Annotated in this window: 11 protein-coding genes; 5 read left to right on the top strand and 6 right to left on the bottom strand. The window is 69.6% G+C overall.

The genetic code is table 11. The features are described from left to right. Nucleotides 1-43 precede the first annotated feature (43 nt). Nucleotides 44-832 carry a neutral zinc metallopeptidase gene (locus tag Msi02_RS07300; protein ID WP_179155286.1) on the bottom strand — a complete coding sequence of 263 codons (789 nt, stop codon included), beginning with the start codon at nt 830-832 and terminating at the stop codon, nt 44-46. A 264-nt stretch (nt 833-1096) separates the two neighbouring features. Here Msi02_RS07300 and dxs point away from each other — a divergent pair, with 264 nt between their 5' ends. Both dxs and Msi02_RS07285 read left to right on the top strand, forming a co-directional pair. Continuing rightward, nucleotides 1097-3013: a 1-deoxy-D-xylulose-5-phosphate synthase gene (gene dxs / locus Msi02_RS07290; RefSeq protein ID WP_079316464.1), complete on the top strand. Its 1917-nt coding sequence runs from the start codon at nt 1097-1099 to the stop codon at nt 3011-3013. Nucleotides 3014-3076: 63 nt separating this feature from the next. Beyond that, nucleotides 3077-4561, top strand: coding sequence for an amino acid permease (locus tag Msi02_RS07285; RefSeq protein ID WP_275414091.1), 1485 nt, complete (start codon nt 3077-3079; stop codon nt 4559-4561). On the opposite strand, the gene Msi02_RS07280 is transcribed toward Msi02_RS07285, so the two are convergent. The 5 genes from Msi02_RS07280 to Msi02_RS07260 all read right to left on the bottom strand — a co-directional run bounded on the left by Msi02_RS07280 (nt 4527) and on the right by Msi02_RS07260 (nt 7574). Further along, the gene (locus tag Msi02_RS07280; RefSeq protein WP_204047642.1) at nt 4527-5147 is read right to left on the bottom strand and encodes a LysE family translocator; all 621 of its coding nucleotides are present in this window, start codon (nt 5145-5147) and stop codon (nt 4527-4529) included. The genes Msi02_RS07285 and Msi02_RS07280 overlap by 35 nt on opposite strands. A 239-nt stretch (nt 5148-5386) precedes the next feature. Further along, nucleotides 5387-5596 carry an MmcQ/YjbR family DNA-binding protein gene (locus Msi02_RS07275; protein WP_204047641.1) on the bottom strand — a complete coding sequence of 70 codons (210 nt, stop codon included), beginning with the start codon at nt 5594-5596 and terminating at the stop codon, nt 5387-5389. 7 nt (nt 5597-5603) lie between these two features. Continuing rightward, nucleotides 5604-6521 (bottom strand): NADP-dependent oxidoreductase, encoded by a 918-nt coding sequence (locus Msi02_RS07270; protein WP_204047640.1) that lies wholly within the window; start codon nt 6519-6521, stop codon nt 5604-5606. A gap of 54 nt (nt 6522-6575) precedes the next feature. Next, entirely contained in the window at nt 6576-7223 is a 648-nt protein-coding gene (locus Msi02_RS07265) for a nitroreductase family protein (protein WP_204047639.1), read from the bottom strand. A gap of 138 nt (nt 7224-7361) precedes the next feature. Next, nucleotides 7362-7574 (bottom strand): carboxymuconolactone decarboxylase family protein, encoded by a 213-nt coding sequence (locus tag Msi02_RS07260; protein ID WP_204047638.1) that lies wholly within the window; start codon nt 7572-7574, stop codon nt 7362-7364. Between the two features lie 129 nt (nt 7575-7703). Between Msi02_RS07260 and Msi02_RS07255 the strand changes: the two genes are divergently transcribed. The 3 genes from Msi02_RS07255 (at nt 7704) to Msi02_RS07245 (ending at nt 19476) form a co-directional block, all read left to right on the top strand. Then, nucleotides 7704-8357, top strand: a complete 654-nt coding sequence (locus Msi02_RS07255) for a TetR/AcrR family transcriptional regulator (RefSeq protein WP_204047637.1) — start codon at nt 7704-7706, stop codon at nt 8355-8357. Between the two features lie 593 nt (nt 8358-8950). After that, nucleotides 8951-12421 (top strand): LamG-like jellyroll fold domain-containing protein, encoded by a 3471-nt coding sequence (locus tag Msi02_RS07250; protein ID WP_204047636.1) that lies wholly within the window; start codon nt 8951-8953, stop codon nt 12419-12421. Nucleotides 12422-12465: 44 nt separating this feature from the next. Beyond that, nucleotides 12466-19476 (top strand): polymorphic toxin-type HINT domain-containing protein, encoded by a 7011-nt coding sequence (locus tag Msi02_RS07245; RefSeq protein WP_204047635.1) that lies wholly within the window; start codon nt 12466-12468, stop codon nt 19474-19476. Nucleotides 19477-19487 lie beyond the last annotated feature (11 nt).

The raw sequence follows: 19487 nt of genomic DNA, 5'->3' as shown, positions 1-19487 counted from the left end.
TCCGACTGCGCCGCGGCGAGGAGTGAAGCGGGAGATCGAGAGCCTAGGCGGTCCTGGCGGCGGGGGCGGAGAAGGTGTTGCACACCTTGGGACCGTTGCCGTACCAGCCGCGCTTGAGCCAGTAGCGGATGTTGCCCGCCTTACCGTGCCACTTGTCGCCCACGATCCACTTGAGCTGCTCGTCCCAGTCGAGCTGGTCGCGGCCGAGCGAACGCCAGACGCTGCCGATGAAGGCACCGGAGAAGCACTCGGCCTGCAGTTCGATGCGGCGGTTGAGGTCGTACATCCGCTTCTTGCTCAGCTTGGGGTACTGCCGGGCGAACTCGTACAGGATGCCGGCGCGGTCCTGGGCGTAGTGGCCGTACTCGTGGGCGATGACCGTGAAAAGGTTGAACTCCGTGGGGTCGGACAGCTGCCCCTTGGACAGCAGGATCCACATGGTGTGGTTCCTGGGGCAGTACAGGCCCGCCGCGTAGCCGGCCGGGTATTTCCCGCAGCCCGTCCCCACGCTCTTGGTGATGTAACGCACCCTGGGCGGGGAGAACGGCAGTCCGGCCTGCGTGAACTCCTCGGTCCAGGTCCGGTTGAGGCAGTCGAGCAGGTTGTCCAGATAGATCCGATAGGTGTCGATGTCGCCGGGCCGGCGGCTCAGCTCGGCGCATTCGAAGAACTCGAACTCACCCGTCGTGTAGAGCGGGTTCCTCGTCAGTGCTCCCGGGCCCATGGGCACGGGCCGCGCCGACGACGCGGCCGGTGCCGCCGTCGTGCCGGACGCGCCCGCCGTGCCGGTGAGGGACAGGACTGCGGCCACCGCCGTGGCTGCGACGGCCACCGCGCGGAGGCTTATGCGAATCATCAGTGGGCATCCCAAGCGGACAGAGAGATAGTCAGGAATGTGGTGAAACGTCCGAATGCCCGGTAATGCGGACTTTTCCTTCGGAGGATCATGAGGGTAGGGCAGGAGGCGGCGACGGGTAAAGCGGGATCGACGCCGGCACCGGGAAGGTCTTGTGGAGGTTCGGTGCAACCCCTGATACTCCCGCACCTTCCTCGAACTAGACTCGATCCGTTCGATGGCGAGCGGGAAGGATGAGCGGTGGGGATTCTGGAGACGATCAAGGACCCGCTCGACGTGAAGCGCCTTGAGGCCGGGGAACTGCCCGTGCTGGCCGAGGAGATCCGCGACCTGCTGGTCTCCTCCGTCGCGAAGACCGGCGGTCACCTCGGGCCCAATCTCGGCGTCGTCGAGCTGACCATCGCCCTCCACAGGGTCTTCGACTCACCGCGCGACCCGATCCTGTTCGACACCGGCCACCAGGCGTACGTGCACAAGATGCTGACCGGGCGGGCCGGGCAGTTCGGCACGCTGCGCCAGGAGGGCGGCCTGTCGGGGTATCCCAGCCAGGCCGAGTCCGAGCACGACGTCATCGAGAACTCGCACGCCTCCACCGCCCTGTCGTACGCCGACGGGCTGGCCAAGGCGATCACGCTGCGCGGGGAGACCGGCCGCACGGTGGTGGCCGTGATCGGCGACGGCGCGCTGACCGGCGGCATGGCCTGGGAGGCGCTGAACAACATCGCCGGGCGCAAGGACCTGCCGCTGATCATCGTGGTCAACGACAACGGCCGCTCCTACTCGCCGACGATCGGCGGTCTCGCCTCCCACCTGTCGTCCCTTCGGATGACCCAGGGCTACGAGCACGTGCTCGAACTGGTGAAGAACAACCTCGGCCGGGTGCCCGTGGTCGGCGCGCCGCTGTACGACACGCTGCACGGCATCAAGAAGGGCCTGAAGGACATCCTGACCCCCCAGGTCATGTTCGAGGACCTCGGGCTGAAGTACGTCGGCCCGATCGACGGCCACGACGAGGGGGCGGTGGAGGCCGCGCTGCGCCGCGCCAGGGGTTTCCGCGGGCCCGTCATCGTCCACGTGCTCACCCGCAAGGGCAACGGCTACTCGCACGCGGAGAACCACGACGAGGACTGCTTCCACGGCCCGGGCCCGTTCGACCCGCTGACCGGCGAGGAGCGGCCCAAGCCGCACAGCTGGACCAACGTGTTCAGCGAGGAGATCGTGAAGATCGGCGGCGAGCGGGACGACGTGGTCGCGATCACCGCGGCGATGCTCCACCCGGTCGGCTTGGCGGCGTTCGCCGAGGCGTACCCGGACCGCATCTACGACGTGGGCATCGCGGAGCAGCACGCCCTGACCAGCGCCGCCGGGCTCGCGATCGGCGGCCTCCACCCGGTCGTGGCCCTCTACGCGACGTTCCTCAACCGGGCCTTCGACCAGCTCCTGATGGACGTGGCGCTGCATCGCCTGCCCGTCACCGTCGTGCTCGACCGCTCGGGTGTGACGGGGGACGACGGCCCCAGCCACAACGGCATGTGGGACCTGTCGATCCTGCAGGTGATCCCCGGGCTGTCGATCGCCGTCCCGCGCGACGGCGCGCGGCTGCGCGAGCTGCTGGCCGAGGCGGTCGGGATCGGCGACGGCCCGTCGGTGGTCCGCTACCCCAAGGGCGGCCTGCCCAAGGAGGTGGAGGCCGTCGGCAAGCTCGGCGAGATGGACGTGCTCCGCGCCGGGGACGCCGACGTGCTGCTGGTCGCGGTCGGCCCGATGGCCGAGGTCTGCATGGAGGCCGCGAACCTCCTCGACGCGCAGGGCATCTCGGCCACCGTGGTGGACCCCCGCTGGGTGAAGCCGCTGGACCAGGCCCTGGTGCTGGCCGCCGCCGCGCACAAGCTGGTCGTCGTGGTGGAGGACAACGGCCGGGTCGGCGGCGTGGGCGACGCCGTGGCGCGCCTGCTGCGCGACGCCGACGTGGACGTGCCGGTGCGGACCTACGGCATCCCCCAGCGCTTCCTCGACCACGCCAAGCGGCCCAAGATCCTCTCCGAGATCGGCCTGACCGGGCAGGACCTCGCCCGTCAGATCACCGAAGCCGTGGCGCGCCGGTCGCAGGTGATGGAGAGCCATCCGGCGCGGCTGGCGCAGCCCACAGACCGATAACTATGAGTAATACCGGTGTGACCGGGAAGTCTGCAGGTCATCGACGTGATGAGGAGCCTGCGGATGAGTCTTTTCCGGACGAAGCCGGTAGAACAGTCGATTGAGGATGCCGAAGGCGGCGAACATCGGCTCAGGCGCAGCCTGAGCGCTCTCGATCTCACCGTCTTCGGCATCGGCGTGATCGTGGGCACCGGCATCTTCGTGCTGACCGGAGTGGCGGCGCGCAACACGGCCGGGCCGGCCGTCGCGATCTCCTTCGTGATCGCCGGGATCGTCTGCGCGCTCGCGGCCCTGTGCTACGCCGAGTTCGCCGCCACGGTCCCGGTGGCCGGCTCGGCCTACACCTACGCGTACGCCACGATCGGCGAGTTCCCGGCCTGGATCATCGGCTGGGACCTGATGCTGGAGCTGGCACTGGGCGCGGCGGTGGTCGCCTCGGGCTGGTCGGGCTACTTCGCCTCGCTGCTGAAGAACTTCGGGATCTACCTGCCGTCGTCCATCGCCGGCGACGAGGCCGTCTTCAACGTCCCGGCGGCGCTGATCGTGATCCTGCTGACCGGGGTGCTGGTGGCCGGGATCAAGATGTCGGCCCGGTTCAACGGCGCCATGGTGGCGGTCAAGCTGGCCGTGGTGCTGCTGGTGATCGTCGCCGGGCTGTTCTTCGTCAAGGGGGCCAACTACCGGCCGTTCATCCCGCCGTCGCACCAGATGGCCGCCGGGGAGGGCATGAAGACCCCGCTCATCCAGGTGCTGTTCGGCGTGCAGCCGGTCGCGTACGGCGTCTTCGGCGTCTTCACGGCCGCCGCCCTGGTGTTCTTCGCCTACATCGGCTTCGACGTCGTGGCGACCGCGGCCGAGGAGACCCGCCGCCCGCAGCGCGACCTGCCGATCGGGATCATCGCCTCGCTGGTCGTCTGCACGATCCTCTACGTGGCGGTCTCGCTCGTGGTCGTCGGGATGCAGCACTACTCGGAGCTCAGCGCGTCCGCCCCGCTCGCCGACGCGTTCCGGTCGGTGGGCCAGCCCTGGATGGCGACGCTGATCAGCATCGGAGCCATCGCCGGGCTCACCACGGTCGTGATGATCCTCATGCTGGGCCAGAGCCGGGTGCTGTTCGCGATGTGCCGCGACAGCCTGCTGCCCCGCTCCCTCGCCAAGGTCCACCCGACGTTCCGCACGCCGTACCGGATCACGATCGTCATCGGCGCGGTCACCGCGCTGCTCGCGGCGCTGATCCCGCTGAGCGCCATCGCCGAGCTGGTGAACATCGGCACGCTGTTCGCGTTCGTGATCGTCGCGGTGGCGGTGATGGTCCTGCGGAGGACCCGCCCCGACCTGCCCCGCTCCTTCCGCACGCCGTTCGTGCCGGTGGTGCCGATCCTTTCGGTGCTGGCCTCGGCCTACCTGATGCTCAACCTGCCCGTGGAGACCTGGTTCCGGTTCTTCGTCTGGATGTGGGTGGGCACGGTCGTCTACTTCCTGTACGGCTACCGCCGCAGCAGGGTGGCGACCGCTAGTACACCGGGAAAAGCAGTCCTCGGACAATGAGCACGGCGCCGACGGCGGCCAGCAGCACGCCGCTCGCGCCCAGCAGCAATCGGTAGCCGCGGGGGGTCAGCCGATGCCGGCCGGCCCCCACGGCTCCCGCGAGCGCCACCTTGGAACCCACCAGGACCAGGTAGAACCCGCCCACGAAGGCCAGCGCGTACGCCGGGGCCCGGTCCCACGCCGAGACGAAGATCGGTGAACCCACCGCGATCCAGAACAGCCAGGGGTGGGGGTTGAGCAGGTTCACCACCACGCCGCGCAGGACCTCCCGGGCCGAGGAGGGCGCGTCCTCGCCGGGGCGGGGCGGCAGGGCCGTACGGGCCTCGCGCAGCGTCTCCACGCCGAGGTACACGACGTAGAGCCCGCCGCCGACCGACAGCACGCGCAGGAGCACCTGCGGCAGCGCCCCGACGGCCGTCACGGCGAGCAGCACCACGGGCAGGTCGGACAGCAGCGGCACGCAGGCCAGGCGCACCCCCGAGCGGAACCCGCCGCGCAGGCTGGCCGTGATGACGAGCGTCAGCAACGCACCGGGCGTGACGCCCGCGCCCAGGCCGAGGCTGAGCCCCATCAGCAGTTCCGTCACGCGGGCGACCTCCCGTTTCGTCCGCACGTGAGGCTATCGCCGGTGGAGCAGCGGGGGAGCACGCGACGGAAGAGATCACCCCGGGCAGCGTGCCGGCACCCCGGCCGGCGTGTTCGCCTGGGCGCCCCGCCTCGTCCAGATGCCCGATGAACGGGCGCCCGTGGCTGACCCCGGGCAGCGCCAGTGCCGTCTCGCGCACTCTGTCCTGGAGCTTCTCGCCGCTCATGGGCATGACGAAGTCAGGCGCGGCGGCCGTAGGTGCGCGGATCCACGGGCTGCTCGGACGTGGGAAGCCCGCCGACCACGAGACGGTAGGAGTCGATCACGAGCTCCTTCACCAGCTTCTCGTCGATGGGGTGCCCTGACCGCCCGGCCAAGGACCAAGGTGGCGTCTTCCGCATGGCCGCCACGAACGGCGGCCCATGACCCGCCAGCCGGACTGCGGCCATCCGCTCCCTACGGGCGTACGCGGATGACCGTCTTCCCGCTGCGTCGCGTGGTCGGGGTGAGGGCAGTGATGGCATCATCGAAGCTCGCGACGTCACCGATGTTCGTCCGCAGCCGTCCGTCCCGCACCCGCTGCACGATCTCACCCAGTTCGGCACGATCGGCCTCGACGACGAAGTCCACCGCCAGGCCGTCAGCGGGCCGCGCCTCGGCCGGGCCGACGATGGACACCAGCGTTCCTCCGGCCTTGATCAGGGCAGCGGATCGCGTCTGAACGTCGCCGCCGATGACGTCGAAGACCAGATCGACGCCCCCGACGTCTTCCAGCGTGTCGTTCTCGAGGTCGACGAACTCATGCGCGCCGAAGTCGAGTGCCTTCTCACGGTCGGCGGCGCGTCCGGTGCCGATGACGTAAGCGCCGGCCTCACGTGCGAGCTGGGTCACCATCGTCCCGACCGCCCCGGCTGCGCCATGGGCGAGGACGGTCTGGCCGGGCTGAAGGCGGCCGTGCTGGAACAGCCCCTGCCACGCGGTCAGACCTGAGATCGGCAGGGACGCGCCTACTGTGAAGTCGACGTCGCCGGGCAGCGGTGCGAGGTTGCGTGCTTCGATCGCCACGTACTCCGCAAGGGTGCCGTCGCGGTACCAGTCGGCAAGGCCGAACACCCGCTGCCCGACCGACAGCCCCGTCGTGCCGTAGCCGAGGGCGGTGACCACTCCGGCCAGCTCGTGGCCGGGGATCGACGGTGTCCTGTCACGGCCGGCGCGATCGGTCCAGGTCGATGGCCACTCCATCTCAGTCGGGACGAAGCCCGATGCATGAATCTGAACGACGACGTCGTTGATCGCTGCGGGCGGCTCCGGCCGCTCCGTCAGCGTCATCCCGGCCGTTCCCGCGGCCTGGTCGGTTACCACAATGGCTTTCATTGCGATTGTCCCCTTCCTCGTTTGTGTTGTGGGTTTTGGTCTCCGGGTGGGTGTTCAGATGAAGGTGAACAGCTGGTCGGCGTCGAATCGCGAGATCGGGCTGGTGTACACCCTCGCCGGGTCGGGGTAGCCGAGGGCCAGCAGCACCGTCGTGCTGTGTCCGGTCTCGCGGATCTTGAACGCCTTGTCGACACTGGCCGGGTCGAACCCTTCCAGCGGCGTGGCCTCGACGCCGAGCTCAGCGGCCGCCATCATGGTCAGGCCCACCGCCATGTAGGTCTGCTTCTCCATCCAGTGGTTCAGGTCCTTGTAGCCGTAGCTGCGCAGGTTGAGGAAGTCTCGGGTCATTGACTCCCACAGCTCCTGCTTTGACGGGTCAGGGAACCGGCCGTCGGCCCTCTCCTTCGCGAACACCGCCTCGAGGTGGCTGTCAGGCAGATCTGCCCGGGTGGTGAGGATGATGGTGTGCGACGCGTTCAGGATCTTCTCGCCGTTGTCCTGGAATCGTTCGCCCAGGTTGTTGGCGAGCCGCTCCTTGCCCTCGCGCGTGGCGAGGACGTAGAAGTGGTTGGGCTGTACGTTCACCGATGACGGCGTGGAGCGCAGGAACCTCAGCAGCTGCTGAAGGGTTTCCTCCGGAATGGTCTTGCTGGGGTCGAAATACCTGGTGAGGTGCTTGCTCATGAGCTTGTCGAGATTCATGGCACTCTGCCGTTTCTTGCGATGAGCGGGTGAGGAGCAGTGGTGTCGCTGATGCGCTCGAAGTCGATCCCTGAATGATCGGTGGAGCCGGTGACGGATTGACGGCTCGGTACGCCGCCTCGACGAGGACGCCGGCGCTCATCCCGGCGTACCGACCGAGCTGACCGCGGCTCTCCACCAGCTGCTGAGCGAAACGAGAGCAGTGTCATGACGGACGTCGAGGACGGTCGGGTTCGACGCGAGAGTCGCGAACATGTTCGGAACGAAGCCGAACTGTGCGCCGACGTTGTCGAGGATGCCCTCCACCCCGTCGGGGACGTCGTCAGGAGAGGGAACGTTCAGTCGTGACACGGCGAATCAGCCTCCGGTGAGTGGTCAGCCCGGGTCGCATTCGAGATTTTTTGGGCTGATCAGCCCACTTCTTGAGTCAACACGGTTCGGGACTGGGCTGTCAAGCCCAATCCAGGTATCGTCTGAAGCATGAAACCGACCACAGGAGCTCGGGAGCCCCACAAGCTCACCGAGAAGGGACAGGCAACGCGGGCCCGCATCCTGGAGCACGCCGCGGAGCTCATCTACACCAAGGGGGTCCACGCGACGAACAACGAACAGCTACGCCGCGCCGCCGGCGTCAGCGGATCGCAGCTCAACCACTACTTCCCGACCAAGGAGAGTCTCGTCCTGGCCGTGATCGCCTGGCAGGCCGAGCGCGTTCTCACGTTCCACCGCGGCGAGCAATTCGCCTGCTTCGACAACCTCGACGCGTTTCGGGCGTGGGCGGATTTCTACGTCCGCTACGAGCGCGCCTACCAGGAAGGCTGCAGCCTCGGCTCCCTGGCGAGCGAGATCATCAAGACGGACCTTGACGTCCACGACGAGCTCGCGAATGCGTTCGACCAGTGGAGGGGCATCTTCCGCGAGGGAATCGAGCGCATGCAGCAACTCGGCCGCATCAGCGCTGAGGCGGATCCCACACAGCTGGCCAATCTGCTCCTTGCCGCCTTCCAGGGTGGCATGCTCCTCGCCCAGGTCGCGCGGGACATCGCTCCACTGAAGGAGGCGTTGCAGGCAGCCATCGACCACGTGCAGACCTTCGCGACGTCTCTCGACGCCGGCGTACTCCAAGCTCGGTAGCCGCTTCCAGGTGTATGGGCCAGCGGAGCTTGGCCTCATGTGACGCTGCGCAGTACTCCGCCCGCAAACGATCGCGCCCCGACCCGAGCGCCAGACCCCTCTTCGGTGGTGACCGGACCGCGGATGGCGCCGGGCCCCCACAACTCCTCACTTCGGTTCCTCCTCAGCACGACTCCTCCGGGGCGTACGTCCTGCCCCCCGGACGGGCGCTACAACTCCCCGATCGGCGCCAGCCGCAGCCGGTTCATCGACGCGACCTCGGGCGGGCCATTCGGCGGGGACTGCGACGTTCCCCAGCGGGCGACAACGCGTTCCCGGCCCTGGCGTTCGCCGATGACGGGCGGCCGATGGCCTTGGGCGACGACATCGGGAGGATCGAGCTCTGGAGCGGCCCGCGGCCCGACGCTCCGGGCGCCGGTCCTGCACGGCGCCCTGAGCCGGTCGAGGCCATGTCCTGCGTAGGGCGTCCGAGACGCCGGATCAACCAGGTTCGACCCGGTTCATTCCGGGTGAACCGGCCGTGGACCGGGTCCTGATCTCCTGGTTCGGAACCATTGCGGTTCTGCGCGTACCCCCCGCCTGTTGGAGACCCGATGCGCCTTCGCCCGCGCGGCATCGCCCTGGCCGCCTGCGCCTTGCTCACGGCCGGTGCCGTACACGCCGGCCCCGCCCTGCCCGCGGCGGCGGACAGCACCCCCGGCCCGTCGCCGTCACCGGCCGTCGCCTCGACCGAGAGGGAGGCGGTGGAACTGGCGCGGACGTCGCGGGAGCGGGTGGAGGTGCTGCCACTGCGCACCGAGACGCGCCAGGTGTTCGCCAACGCCGACGGCAGCCTCACCTCCGAGACGTCGGCGCTGCCCGAGCGGGTGCGACGCGGCACGGACTGGGCCGACGTCGACACCACCCTGCGCTTCGCCGACGACGGCACCGTGCGGCCGGTCGCGGCGCCGCTGGACCTGTCCTTCTCCGGGGGCGGGACGGCGCCGCTGGCGACCATCGGCGACGGCGGGCGCTCGGTCGCGATGACCTGGCCGGGGACGCTGCCGAAGCCCGACCTGGACGGGAACACCGCGACGTACGCGTCGGTGCTGCCCGGGGTCGACCTCAAGGTGACCGCCTCGGTGCTCGGATACTCCGAGGTCCTGGTGGTGAAGAGCCGGGAGGCCGCGGCCAACCCGGCGCTGGCCGGGCTCGCCTTCGGCATGCGGGCGAACGGGCTGACCGTGCGCAAGACGCCAGCCGGAGCCCTGAGCGCCGTGACCGACACGGGCACCGAGGTCTTCCACGCGCCGCAGCCCCGCATGTGGGACTCCTCGGGCAAGGACCTCGGACCCGCGGTCGCCGGGCCGCGGCAGCAGGCCAAGCAGGCGCTGATGGGCGTCGACGTCGCCGGCGACCGGGTGGCCCTCACACCCGACAGTTCGGTGCTGACCGGCCCGGACACGGTCTACCCCGTCTACATCGATCCCCAGTGGTCGGGGTCGAAGCTGGCCTGGACGTACGTCGACAAGGCGTACCCCTCGCAGTCGTACTGGAACTCCGACCACACGCCGGAGATCGGCTACTACGGCAGCGGGGTCAAGCGGTCGTTCTTCCGGATGGACTCCGACAACGTCAACGGCAAGCACATCCTCAAGGCGACGTTCCGGATCACCCAGACCAAGTCGTGGGGGTGCAGGTCGGACCCGCAGGTCGCGCAGATCTGGCTGACCGGCGGCATCTCCACGTCCACGACCTGGAGCCACCAGCCGTCCTGGGCCGACCATCTCGACAGCGTGGCGTCCGACGCCGGATACAGCTCCTCCTGCCCGGACAAGGGCATCGAGTTCGACGTCACCGGCGCGATCGTCAAGGCCGCCGAGAACGGCTGGTCGAACACGACGTTCGGACTGAACGACTACGACGACGGCGCGGGCAGCGTGTGGGGCTGGAAGGGCTTCAGCGGCTCGCCCAAGCTCGTGGTCGACTACAACACCCCGCCCGCCACGCCGTCCGGGGTGGGCACCTATCCCGGCACGCCGTGCGTGACGGGGGCGAACCGCCCGTGGATCAACGCGGGTGACGCCGCGAACCCGATCAGGCTCAAGGCGAAGATCTACGACCCGGACAAGGCGAACGACGGCGTACGCGCGGAGTTCGTCATGAACCACTACAACACGACCACCGGTGCGTGGGAGAGCATCACCTCTTCACTGCCCGGCGGCGGCAAGACGGCGTACAAGTACACCACCACCGCGACCGACCACGAGATCAAGCTGCCCGGACTGGTCAGCGGCGAGAGCTACTCCTACAAGGTGCGGGCCTACGACGGCACCGACGCCAGCGCGTGGAGTCCCTGGTGCGAGTTCACCGTCGACACGGTCGACCCGGCGACGCTGCCGAAGGTGGCCTCGGGGGACTACCCCGCCGACACTCCCGACGACTGGAAGGGCGGCGTCGGCTCCGAGGGAGCGTTCACCCTCAGCCCGGGGGACGGCGAGAGCGACGTGACGAGCTTCCGGTACGCCCTGGACGATGCCGCTCTCGCCACGCCGGCGACCCAGGTGACCATTCCCTCGGGGCAGACGTCGGTGACCGTGAAGGTCGCGCCGCGGCACGACTGGATCAACACGCTGTACGTCTTCCCGGTCGACAAGGCGGGCAACGTGGGCAAGACGCCCGCCGCGTACAGCTTCTACGTGAAGGCCGGCGCCGGCCCCGCCGGTGAGTGGCATCTCGACGAGACGTCGGGTGTCAGCGCCGCGGACTCCGGCGCCGCCCCGCATCCGGTGACGCTGTCCGGCACCACCGGCTGGACCGGAGGCCGGGTGAACGGAGCCGTCCACCTCGACGGCTCCACCGCCTACGGCACCACCTCCGGGCCCGTCGTGCACACCGACAGAGGCATGACCGTCTCGGCGTGGGTGCGCCTGACCGACAACAGCAGGAACTCCACGGTGGTGAGCCAGGCCGGCAACAGGGGCGTCGGCTTCCAGCTCTACTACTCCTCGTCCTACAAGCGGTGGATCTTCAACAAGTACGACGCCGACAAGGACAACCCCGTGATCGTCCGGGTCGTGAGCGACACGGAGCCGCAGGTCGGGGTGTGGACCCACCTGGCCGGCGTCTACGACGCCCCGGCCGGGCAACTCCGCCTGTACGTGAACGGCGTACGGCAGTCCGTCCCGGCCGCGTACACCTACACGCCCTGGGACGCCACCGGGCCGCTGCAGCTCGGGCGGGTGAAGTACAACGGGACCTTCCAGGAGAACTTCGCCGGTGACATCGACGAGGTGCGGGTCTGGGACCGGATCCTGTCCGACGACCCCCGAACCGTGAACGACCCGGCGCTCGGCAACGAGATCGCCGTCATGGCCAAGCAGCCTCCGGCCCTGTCCGGCCGGTGGGCGTTCGACGAGGGAACGGGCACGTCCGGCGCCGACTCCTCCGGCTACGGCAGGACCGCGACCCTCAAGGGGAGCGCCGCCTGGTCCGACGACGGTGTCGACGGCGCCGGCGTGCTCAGTCTCGACGGCGCCACGGCGTACGCCACCACCGCCTCGGCCCCCGTGCGTACCGACCACAGCTACACCGTGTCGGCCTGGGTGCGCCTGGCCGGCGACGACACCTGCGTGCTGCCGGACCGCGTGATGACCGCCGTCGGCCAGGACGGCAGCAGGAACAGCGGCTTCTACCTCGGCTACCGCGTCTACACGGAGAACGGCGTCAAGGTGTCCCGCTGGGGCTTCTCCACCGCCAGTGACGACACCGACACCGAGAAGATGACGGTCGCCAAGTCCGCCGAGCCGATCGACTGCTCAGCGATCAACTCCTGGACCCACCTCGTGGGCGTGTACGACGAGGTCGCCAAGGAGATCCGGCTGTACGTCAACGGACAGATCTCCGACGTACGGCCGTCGTCGGGCTGGCACGCGAGCGGCGGCCTCGAGATCGGCCGGGTCAAGTACCGGGGCGGCTACGTCGACTACTTCGCCGGCGACGTGGACGACGTCCGCGTGTTCGCCGGGACACTCACCGATCGCCAGATCGTCAACCTCACCCTGGGACTTCCCCTGGACGGCTGACCGCCGCCTCGTCCCCCTTCATCGACGTTCAACCGGAGGTAGTCGTGCTCGCTTCATGGCGGGGCTGGGCCGGGGTCGCCGCGATGCTGGCGGTCGTGGTGCCGGCGACGCTGGCCGTCCCGGTGCCCGTGGCCCAGGCCGCGGGCGACCCGGCCTGGCACAAGGCGCAGGACCAGCGTCCCGTGCCCGGCCACGAGAGCCGGGCGCGGGCCGCCGCGCCCGACCCGGGGGCCCGGTTCGACCTCAAGGGCGCCCCCGCGGTGACCTGGCCGCAGCCCGGCACGGCGGTGGTCGCCCTCGGCTCTCCCGCCGGGGACGCGGCGGCCGCGAAGGCGTCCCCGGGCAAGGGCGCGGGGCCGGGAATGGCGCGGGCCGGCCTGCTCCCGGTGTGGATCGGCCCGGCGGGCGCGGCGAAAGGCGGCACCCCGGCACCGTCCTCCGACACCGCGGCGAAACCCGGCACCTCGGCGCCGTCCTCGGACACCGCGGCGAAATCCTCGGCGCCGTCCTCCGGGGCCTCGGCGGCGGTGCAGGTGCGGGTGCTCGACGCGCCCACGGCCAAGCGGTCGGGCGTCACGGGGCTGGGCCTCCAGCTGACCCCGCAGGCGGGAGGAGTGGCACGGCGGGTCGCGGTCGCGGTCGACTATTCGGGCTTCCGGTACGCCTACGGCGGCGACTGGGCGTCCCGGCTGCGCCTCGTCCGGCTGCCCGGGTGCGCCGCCAGTACGCCCGACCTGCCGCAATGCCAGACCCGTACCCCGCTGCCCACGAGCAACGACGTCACCGCGGGCCGGTTGACCGCGGACGTCGACCTCGCCGCCGCCGGCGCGACCACGCTGGCGGCCGAGGCGGCGCCGTCGGGACCGGCGGGCACCTACGAGGCCACCTCGCTGTCCCCGTCGGCCACCTGGAGCGTGAGCAACCAGAGCGGGGCGTTCTCCTGGTCCTACCCCCTGCGCCTGCCGCCGGTCCCCGGAGGTCCGACCCCCAACGTCGGGCTCGCCTACTCATCCGGCAGCGTCGACGGCCGCACGGTCGCCACCAACAACCAGGCCTCCTGGATCGGCGAGGGCTTCGACTACTGGCCCGGGTTCATCGAGCGCAGGTACAAGGCATGCGCCGACGACGGCGTCACGCCCAAGCGCAACGACCAGTGCTGGGGCAACTCGAACGCGACGATGTCGCTGAACGGGCAGGCCACCGAACTGGTGCTGGACGACGCGACGGGCACCTGGCAGCCGAAGGACGACGACGGTTCCAAGGTCGAGAAGCTCTCCGGCGCCGACAACGGCGACGACGACGGCGAGTACTGGCGGGTCACCACCCCGGACGGCACCCAGTACTACTTCGGCCGCAACCACCTGCCCGGCTGGGCGGACGGCAAGGCGGAGACGAACGCCACCTGGACCGTGCCGGTCTTCGGCGACGACGACGGCGAGCCGTGCCACAAGAGCGCCTTCTCCGACTCCTGGTGCCGGCAGGCCTGGCGGTGGAACCTCGACTACGTCGTCGACCCGCACGGCACGGTCAGCACGTTCTGGTACGGCAAGGAGACCAACTACTACCGCCGCGACGTCACCACGCTGACCGACGGCGTGCCCAACGGCACCCCGACCGCGTACGACCGGGGCGGCTACCTCAAGCGCATCGACTACGGACAGCGCTCGGACGCGATCTTCACCTCGTCCGCTCCGGCGCGGGTCTCCTTCGACGTGAAGGAGCGGTGCATCCCGACGTCGGGCTTCGACTGCGCGGCGGACAAGTTCACCAAGGACAACGCCAAGTACTGGCCCGACGTCCCCTACGACCAGAACTGCGACTCCGGCGAGAAGTGCATCGACAAGTACTCGCCGACGTTCTGGACGCGCAAGCGGCTGGCCGCCGTCACCACCCAGGTGTTGTCGGGCAGCGCGTACAAGGACGTCGACACCTGGACGCTCGACCAGGAGATGCGCGCCCCCGGCGACGGGACGGCGGCCACGCTGTGGCTGGCCGGGATCACCCACACCGGCAAGGTCGGCGGCGGCACGGCCTCGCTGCCGTCGGTGAGGTTCGCGGGCGTGCAGAAGCCCAACCGCGTCGACGCCCTCGAAGGACGCCCGCCGCTGACCAAGTGGCGGATCTCGGCGATCGACAACGAGACCGGCGGCTCGCTGTCCGTCGCCTACTCCGACGAGGACTGCACGGCCGGCGACAAGCCGGACATCGGTACCAACACCCGGCGGTGCTACCCGCAGTACTGGTCGCCGGAGGGCGCGACCTCGCCCAAGCTCGACTGGTTCCACAAGTACGTCGTCACCCAGGTGCGGGAGATCGACCGTACGGGAGGCGCGCCCGACGAGGTGACGAGCTACGAGTACCTCGGCGGCGGCGCCTGGCACCACGATGACGACGACGGGCTGACCAAGGAGAAGTACAAGACCTGGTCGCAGTGGCGCGGCTACGGCAAGGTCCGGATCAGCCACGGCGAGGCGCCCGAGCAGCGCTCCCAGTCGGAGTACCTCTACTTCCGCGGCATGGACGGCGACGAGCTGCCCGGCGGGGGCACGCGGAACGTGAAGGTCACCGACTCCACGGGCACCGCCGTGGACGACGCCGACGCCCTGCAGGGACGGGTCCGCGAGGAGATCCACTACGACGGCCCCGGCGGTCCCGCCCTGAGCGGCACCGTCACCGGCTACTGGACGAGGCAGACCGCCAAGCGGGTGCGCTCCTGGGGCACCACGACCGCGCACCTGGTCCAGGCCGACACGGTGCGCACCCGCACCGCGCTGGCGTCCGGCGGCTGGCGGTACACGAAGACCGAGACCGACTACGACAACGACGGCCTGCCCACGCAGGTGAACGACCTCGGCGACGAGTCCACCGCGAGCGACGACCAGTGCACCCGCACCACCTACGCCCGGGACGACGCCAAGTGGATGATCTCCTACGCCTCGCGCGTGGAGACCGTGACCAAGGCGTGCGGCGTCACCCCGGACCGGCCGGGCGACGTGGCCTCCGACGTGCGCAGGTACTACGACGGCAAGGCGTTCGGCGCCGCGCCCGACAAGGGGAACGTCACGAAGACCGAGAAGCTCGGCTCGTGGAACGGCGGCCCGCAGTACGTCACCACCGGCACCACCACGTTCGACGTGTACGGCAGGCCGCTGGTGGTCACCGACGCCTCGGGCGGCAAGACGACCACGGCGTACACCCCTGCGACCGGCCTGGTTACCGGCACCACGGTGACCAACGCGCTCGGGCACGTGAGCAAGACGGAGGTCGAACCGGCCTGGGGACTCCCCACCGCCACGATCGACGTCAACGGCAAGCGCACCGACATGGCCTACGACCCGTTGGGCCGGCTGACCGGCGTGTGGCTGCCGGGGCACGCCAAGGCGACGTACGCCTCGGCGCCGAACATGAAGTTCGGCTACCAGATCCGGGCCGACGGGCCGACGACGGTGACCACCTCGACGCTCCGCAACGACGGGGCGAATTACACCATCGGTTACGCCCTGTACGACGGCCTGCTGCGCGCCCGCCAGACCCAGCAACCCGCCCCCGGCGGCGGCCGGGTCGTGAACGACACGCTGTACGACAGCCGCGGCCTGGTCTACAAGACCAACGACGACTACTACGTCGAGGGGGCGCCCGGCGCCACGCTGTGGACCCCGGCGAGCGACGACGACGTCCCCGGTCAGAACGTCACGGTCTACAACGGCATGGAGTGGGCCACCGCGCAGATCTTCCGCAAGCGCGGCAGCGAGCAGTGGCGCACCACCGTGACGTATGGCGGCGACCGCGTCAGCGTCGATCCTCCCGAGGGATCGACGCCGACCACGAGGATCACCGACGCCCGCGGCGAGATCGTCGAGTTCCGGGAGTACAAGGGCGACGGCCCTAGCGGCGACTACGACGCCACCACCTACACCTACACGCCGACCGGGCAGCCCGCGACCGTCAAGGACGCCGACGGCAACGCGTGGACCTACCACTACGACCTGCGCGGCCGCCTCGTCCAGCTCGACGACCCCGACAAGGGCACCGCGAAGCTGACGTACGACGACACGACCGACCGCCTGCTGACCACCACCGACGCCCGCGGCAAGAGCGTCTTCTTCACCTACGACGCGCTCGGCCGCAAGACCGCCGAGTACGAGGGCACCTCGGCGAGCGGAACCAAGCTCGCCGAGTGGACGTACGACGCCCTGCCCGACGGCACCGTCGTCAAGGGCCAGCCGACCGCCTCGACCCGGTACGTCAAGAACGCCACGACCGGCGCCATGGACGCCTACACGACGGCCGTCACCGGTTTCGACGACGCCTACCGCACCCTCGGCACCGAGACCGTCATCCCGGCCTCCGAGGGCGCGCTCGCCGGCACCTACAAGACCAGCACCGACTACAACCCCGACGGCACCGTCCGCCGCACGGTGCTGCCCGCGGCCGGCGGGCTGCTCGGCGAGACGATGCTCTACGGCTACGACGAGCTCGGCAACCCCACCACCACGCGCGGCCTGACCGACTACGTCACCTCCACCACGTACTCCAAGCTCGGCCAGGTGCTCGACATGACGATGAGCACCGGCCTGAAGCGGGTGAAGGAGACCAACTTCTACGAGGAGGGCACCAACCGGCTCACCCGTTCCCTGTACGAGCGAGAGACGGCGCCGATCTCCGTCGCGGACACCAACTACACCTACGACGATTCCGGAAATATCACCAAAATCACGGACAAGCCGTCCGGTCAGACGCCCGACGTGCAGTGCTTCCGGCAGGACTACCTGCAGCGCCTGACCGAGGCGTGGACGGCCACCGACGACTGCGCGGCCGACCCCTCGCAGGCTATCATCGGAGGACCGGCGCCGTACTGGCAGTCCTTCGCCTACGACAAGGTCGGCAACCGCACCAAGGAGATCGACCACCAGGCGAGCGGCGACGTCACCAAGACCTACACGTACGCGGGGGCCGGCAAGCCGCAGCCGCACACGCTGACCTCGGTCGAGTACAAGGGCGGCGACCGCGACGGGCAGATCGACAGCTACACCTACGACGCCGCAGGCAACACCACCGAGCGCGGCTCGGGCCGGGCGCTGGAATGGGACGTCGAAGGACACCTCGCCAAGTCCACCGACCCCTCCGGCGTCAGCACCTTCGTCTACGACGCCAACGGCGAGCGCCTGATCCGCCGCGACCCCACCTCCACCACCCTGTACGTCGCCGGGATGGAGATCCGGGTCGACAAGGCCACCGGCGCCAAGACGGCCACTCGCTACTACACGCACGGCGGCCAGGTCGTCGCGGCCCGGACCAACAAGGGCGTGACCTGGTTAGGCGCCGACAACCACGGCACCACTGACATATCGGTCACCGACGACGCGGCCCAGACGCCCACTCGCCGCCGCTTCACCCCGTTCGGGCAGCAGCGCGGCACCCCACCGTCGTTCTGGCCCGGACAGAGAGGCTTCGTGGGTGGCGTCATCGACGACGCCACGGCGCTCACCCACCTCGGCGCCCGCGAGTACGACGCCGAGACCGGCCGCTTCATCTCCGTCGATCCCGTCTTCGACGCGGCCGACCCCCAGAGCTGGAACGGCTACGCCTACGCCGACAACAACCCGGTCACCAAGTCCGACCCGAGCGGCCTGATGCTGCCCCGCGACAATGGAGGCGGCGCGCACGCTCCTTACAACACCGGTAGCGACAGCAACAAAGGGAGCAGCGGGAACGCGCCTTCCTATCCTCCTCCGCCCCCGCCGGTCAGCCGGCCGCACTGCGGCACCTGGGACTTCGGCTGCAAGGCCAAGAACTTCTGGAACCAGCACAAGGCCACGATTGTCAACGTCGCCGTTTCGGTGACCGTGACCATCGGCTGTGAGGTGGCCACGGGCGGCGCCGGCAGCGTCGGCTGCGCCGCGGTCGGCGGAGCCGCGGGCAATCTCGCCGGCTACATGGTCTCCACTCCGCGTGACCAGTGGAGCCTGGGCGGCGCATTCCACGCGGCGGCGGTGGGAGCCGTGGCCGGCGCGGCCGGGGGCGTGCTCGGCAAGGCAGCCTCGGCCGTGCTCGGCAAGGTGGCCAGCACGGCGGCGGGCAAGGCCGTCACCGGGGCGGTCGGCAAGGCCGCGAGCAAGGCGCGGGCCGCTCTGGGCAAGGCGGGCGCCGCCGCCGAGGACGCGGCCGAAGCGGGCGAAGGCGCGGCCGCACGATCGGCCGGAAGGGGCGCCGCACGCGAGAGGGCGCACGCCTCGTCCGGATCTCGCGGGACCTGCGACAGCTTCGTCGCCGGCACCCTGGTCAAGCTCGCCGACGGCACCACCAGGGCGATCGAGAAGATCAAGCCCGGCGACAAGGTCCTCGCCACCGACCCGTCGACCGGTGAGACGGCCCCGAAGCTCGTGGTCGCCGCCTTCTCGGGCGTCGGCTACGTCAGCCTCGTCCAGATCACCGTCGACACCGACGGCAAGAAGGGCCACGACACCGGGGTCATCCTCGCCACGGAACACCACCTGTTCTGGGACACGGTCGATCGCACCTGGGTCCGCGCCGACCATCTGGCCCCGGCCGACCGCCTCCGCACCCCGTCCGGCGCCACCGTCCAGGTCGTCGGCACCACGGTGGTGCCGTCCCACCCCGCCGTCTACGACCTCACCGTCGCCGGCACCCACACCTTCTACGTCCAAGCCGGACCCGCCCCCGTCCTCGTCCACAACTGCGGAGACAAGCCCTTCCGTGATCGACACGGGAACCTCACCGACGGTAGATATACCGTGAACGATGCTGCGATGGCTCCGCATACGAGTGGATCGTTTGCAGGAAAGATGCTCCCGGACGGAAGCTTCTTGCCTGCGGGCAAGAGCCAGTTCCTGTTCCAGGTGGACGCGGCCGGAGAGGCCCTCAGAGCGGCGCGATTTGCAGACGCGAACGATCTCTGGATCGGCAACAAGGCGAAGGTTTTCGTTGAGAATGGCCCTATCGGTGTTATCGGCAGGACGGGTGAACTCACGAATTGGATGACGGTAACGCGTTCTGGACGGACAATCCATGCCTGGCCATCGGGGGCGCCATGATGGCAGCTATA

This window comes from Microbispora siamensis (assembly GCF_016863095.1).
GTDB classification, from domain to species: domain Bacteria; phylum Actinomycetota; class Actinomycetes; order Streptosporangiales; family Streptosporangiaceae; genus Microbispora; species Microbispora siamensis.
The sequence above is the reverse complement of the archived record's forward strand: the minus strand, read 5'-3'. Positions and strand labels throughout refer to the sequence as shown.

What these genes read in the sequence shown, in the direction of transcription:
- Msi02_RS07250 (WP_204047636.1), top strand. Translation starts at nt 8,951, where the DNA reads ATGCGCCTTCGCCCGCGCGGCATCGCCCTGGCCGCCTGCGCCTTGCTC.
- Msi02_RS07265 (WP_204047639.1), bottom strand. Translation starts at nt 7,223, where the DNA reads ATGAATCTCGACAAGCTCATGAGCAAGCACCTCACCAGGTATTTCGAC.
- Msi02_RS07275 (WP_204047641.1), bottom strand. Translation starts at nt 5,596, where the DNA reads ATGGCCGCAGTCCGGCTGGCGGGTCATGGGCCGCCGTTCGTGGCGGCC.
- Msi02_RS07285 (WP_275414091.1), top strand. Translation starts at nt 3,077, where the DNA reads ATGAGTCTTTTCCGGACGAAGCCGGTAGAACAGTCGATTGAGGATGCC.
- Msi02_RS07270 (WP_204047640.1), bottom strand. Translation starts at nt 6,521, where the DNA reads ATGAAAGCCATTGTGGTAACCGACCAGGCCGCGGGAACGGCCGGGATG.
- Msi02_RS07255 (WP_204047637.1), top strand. Translation starts at nt 7,704, where the DNA reads ATGAAACCGACCACAGGAGCTCGGGAGCCCCACAAGCTCACCGAGAAG.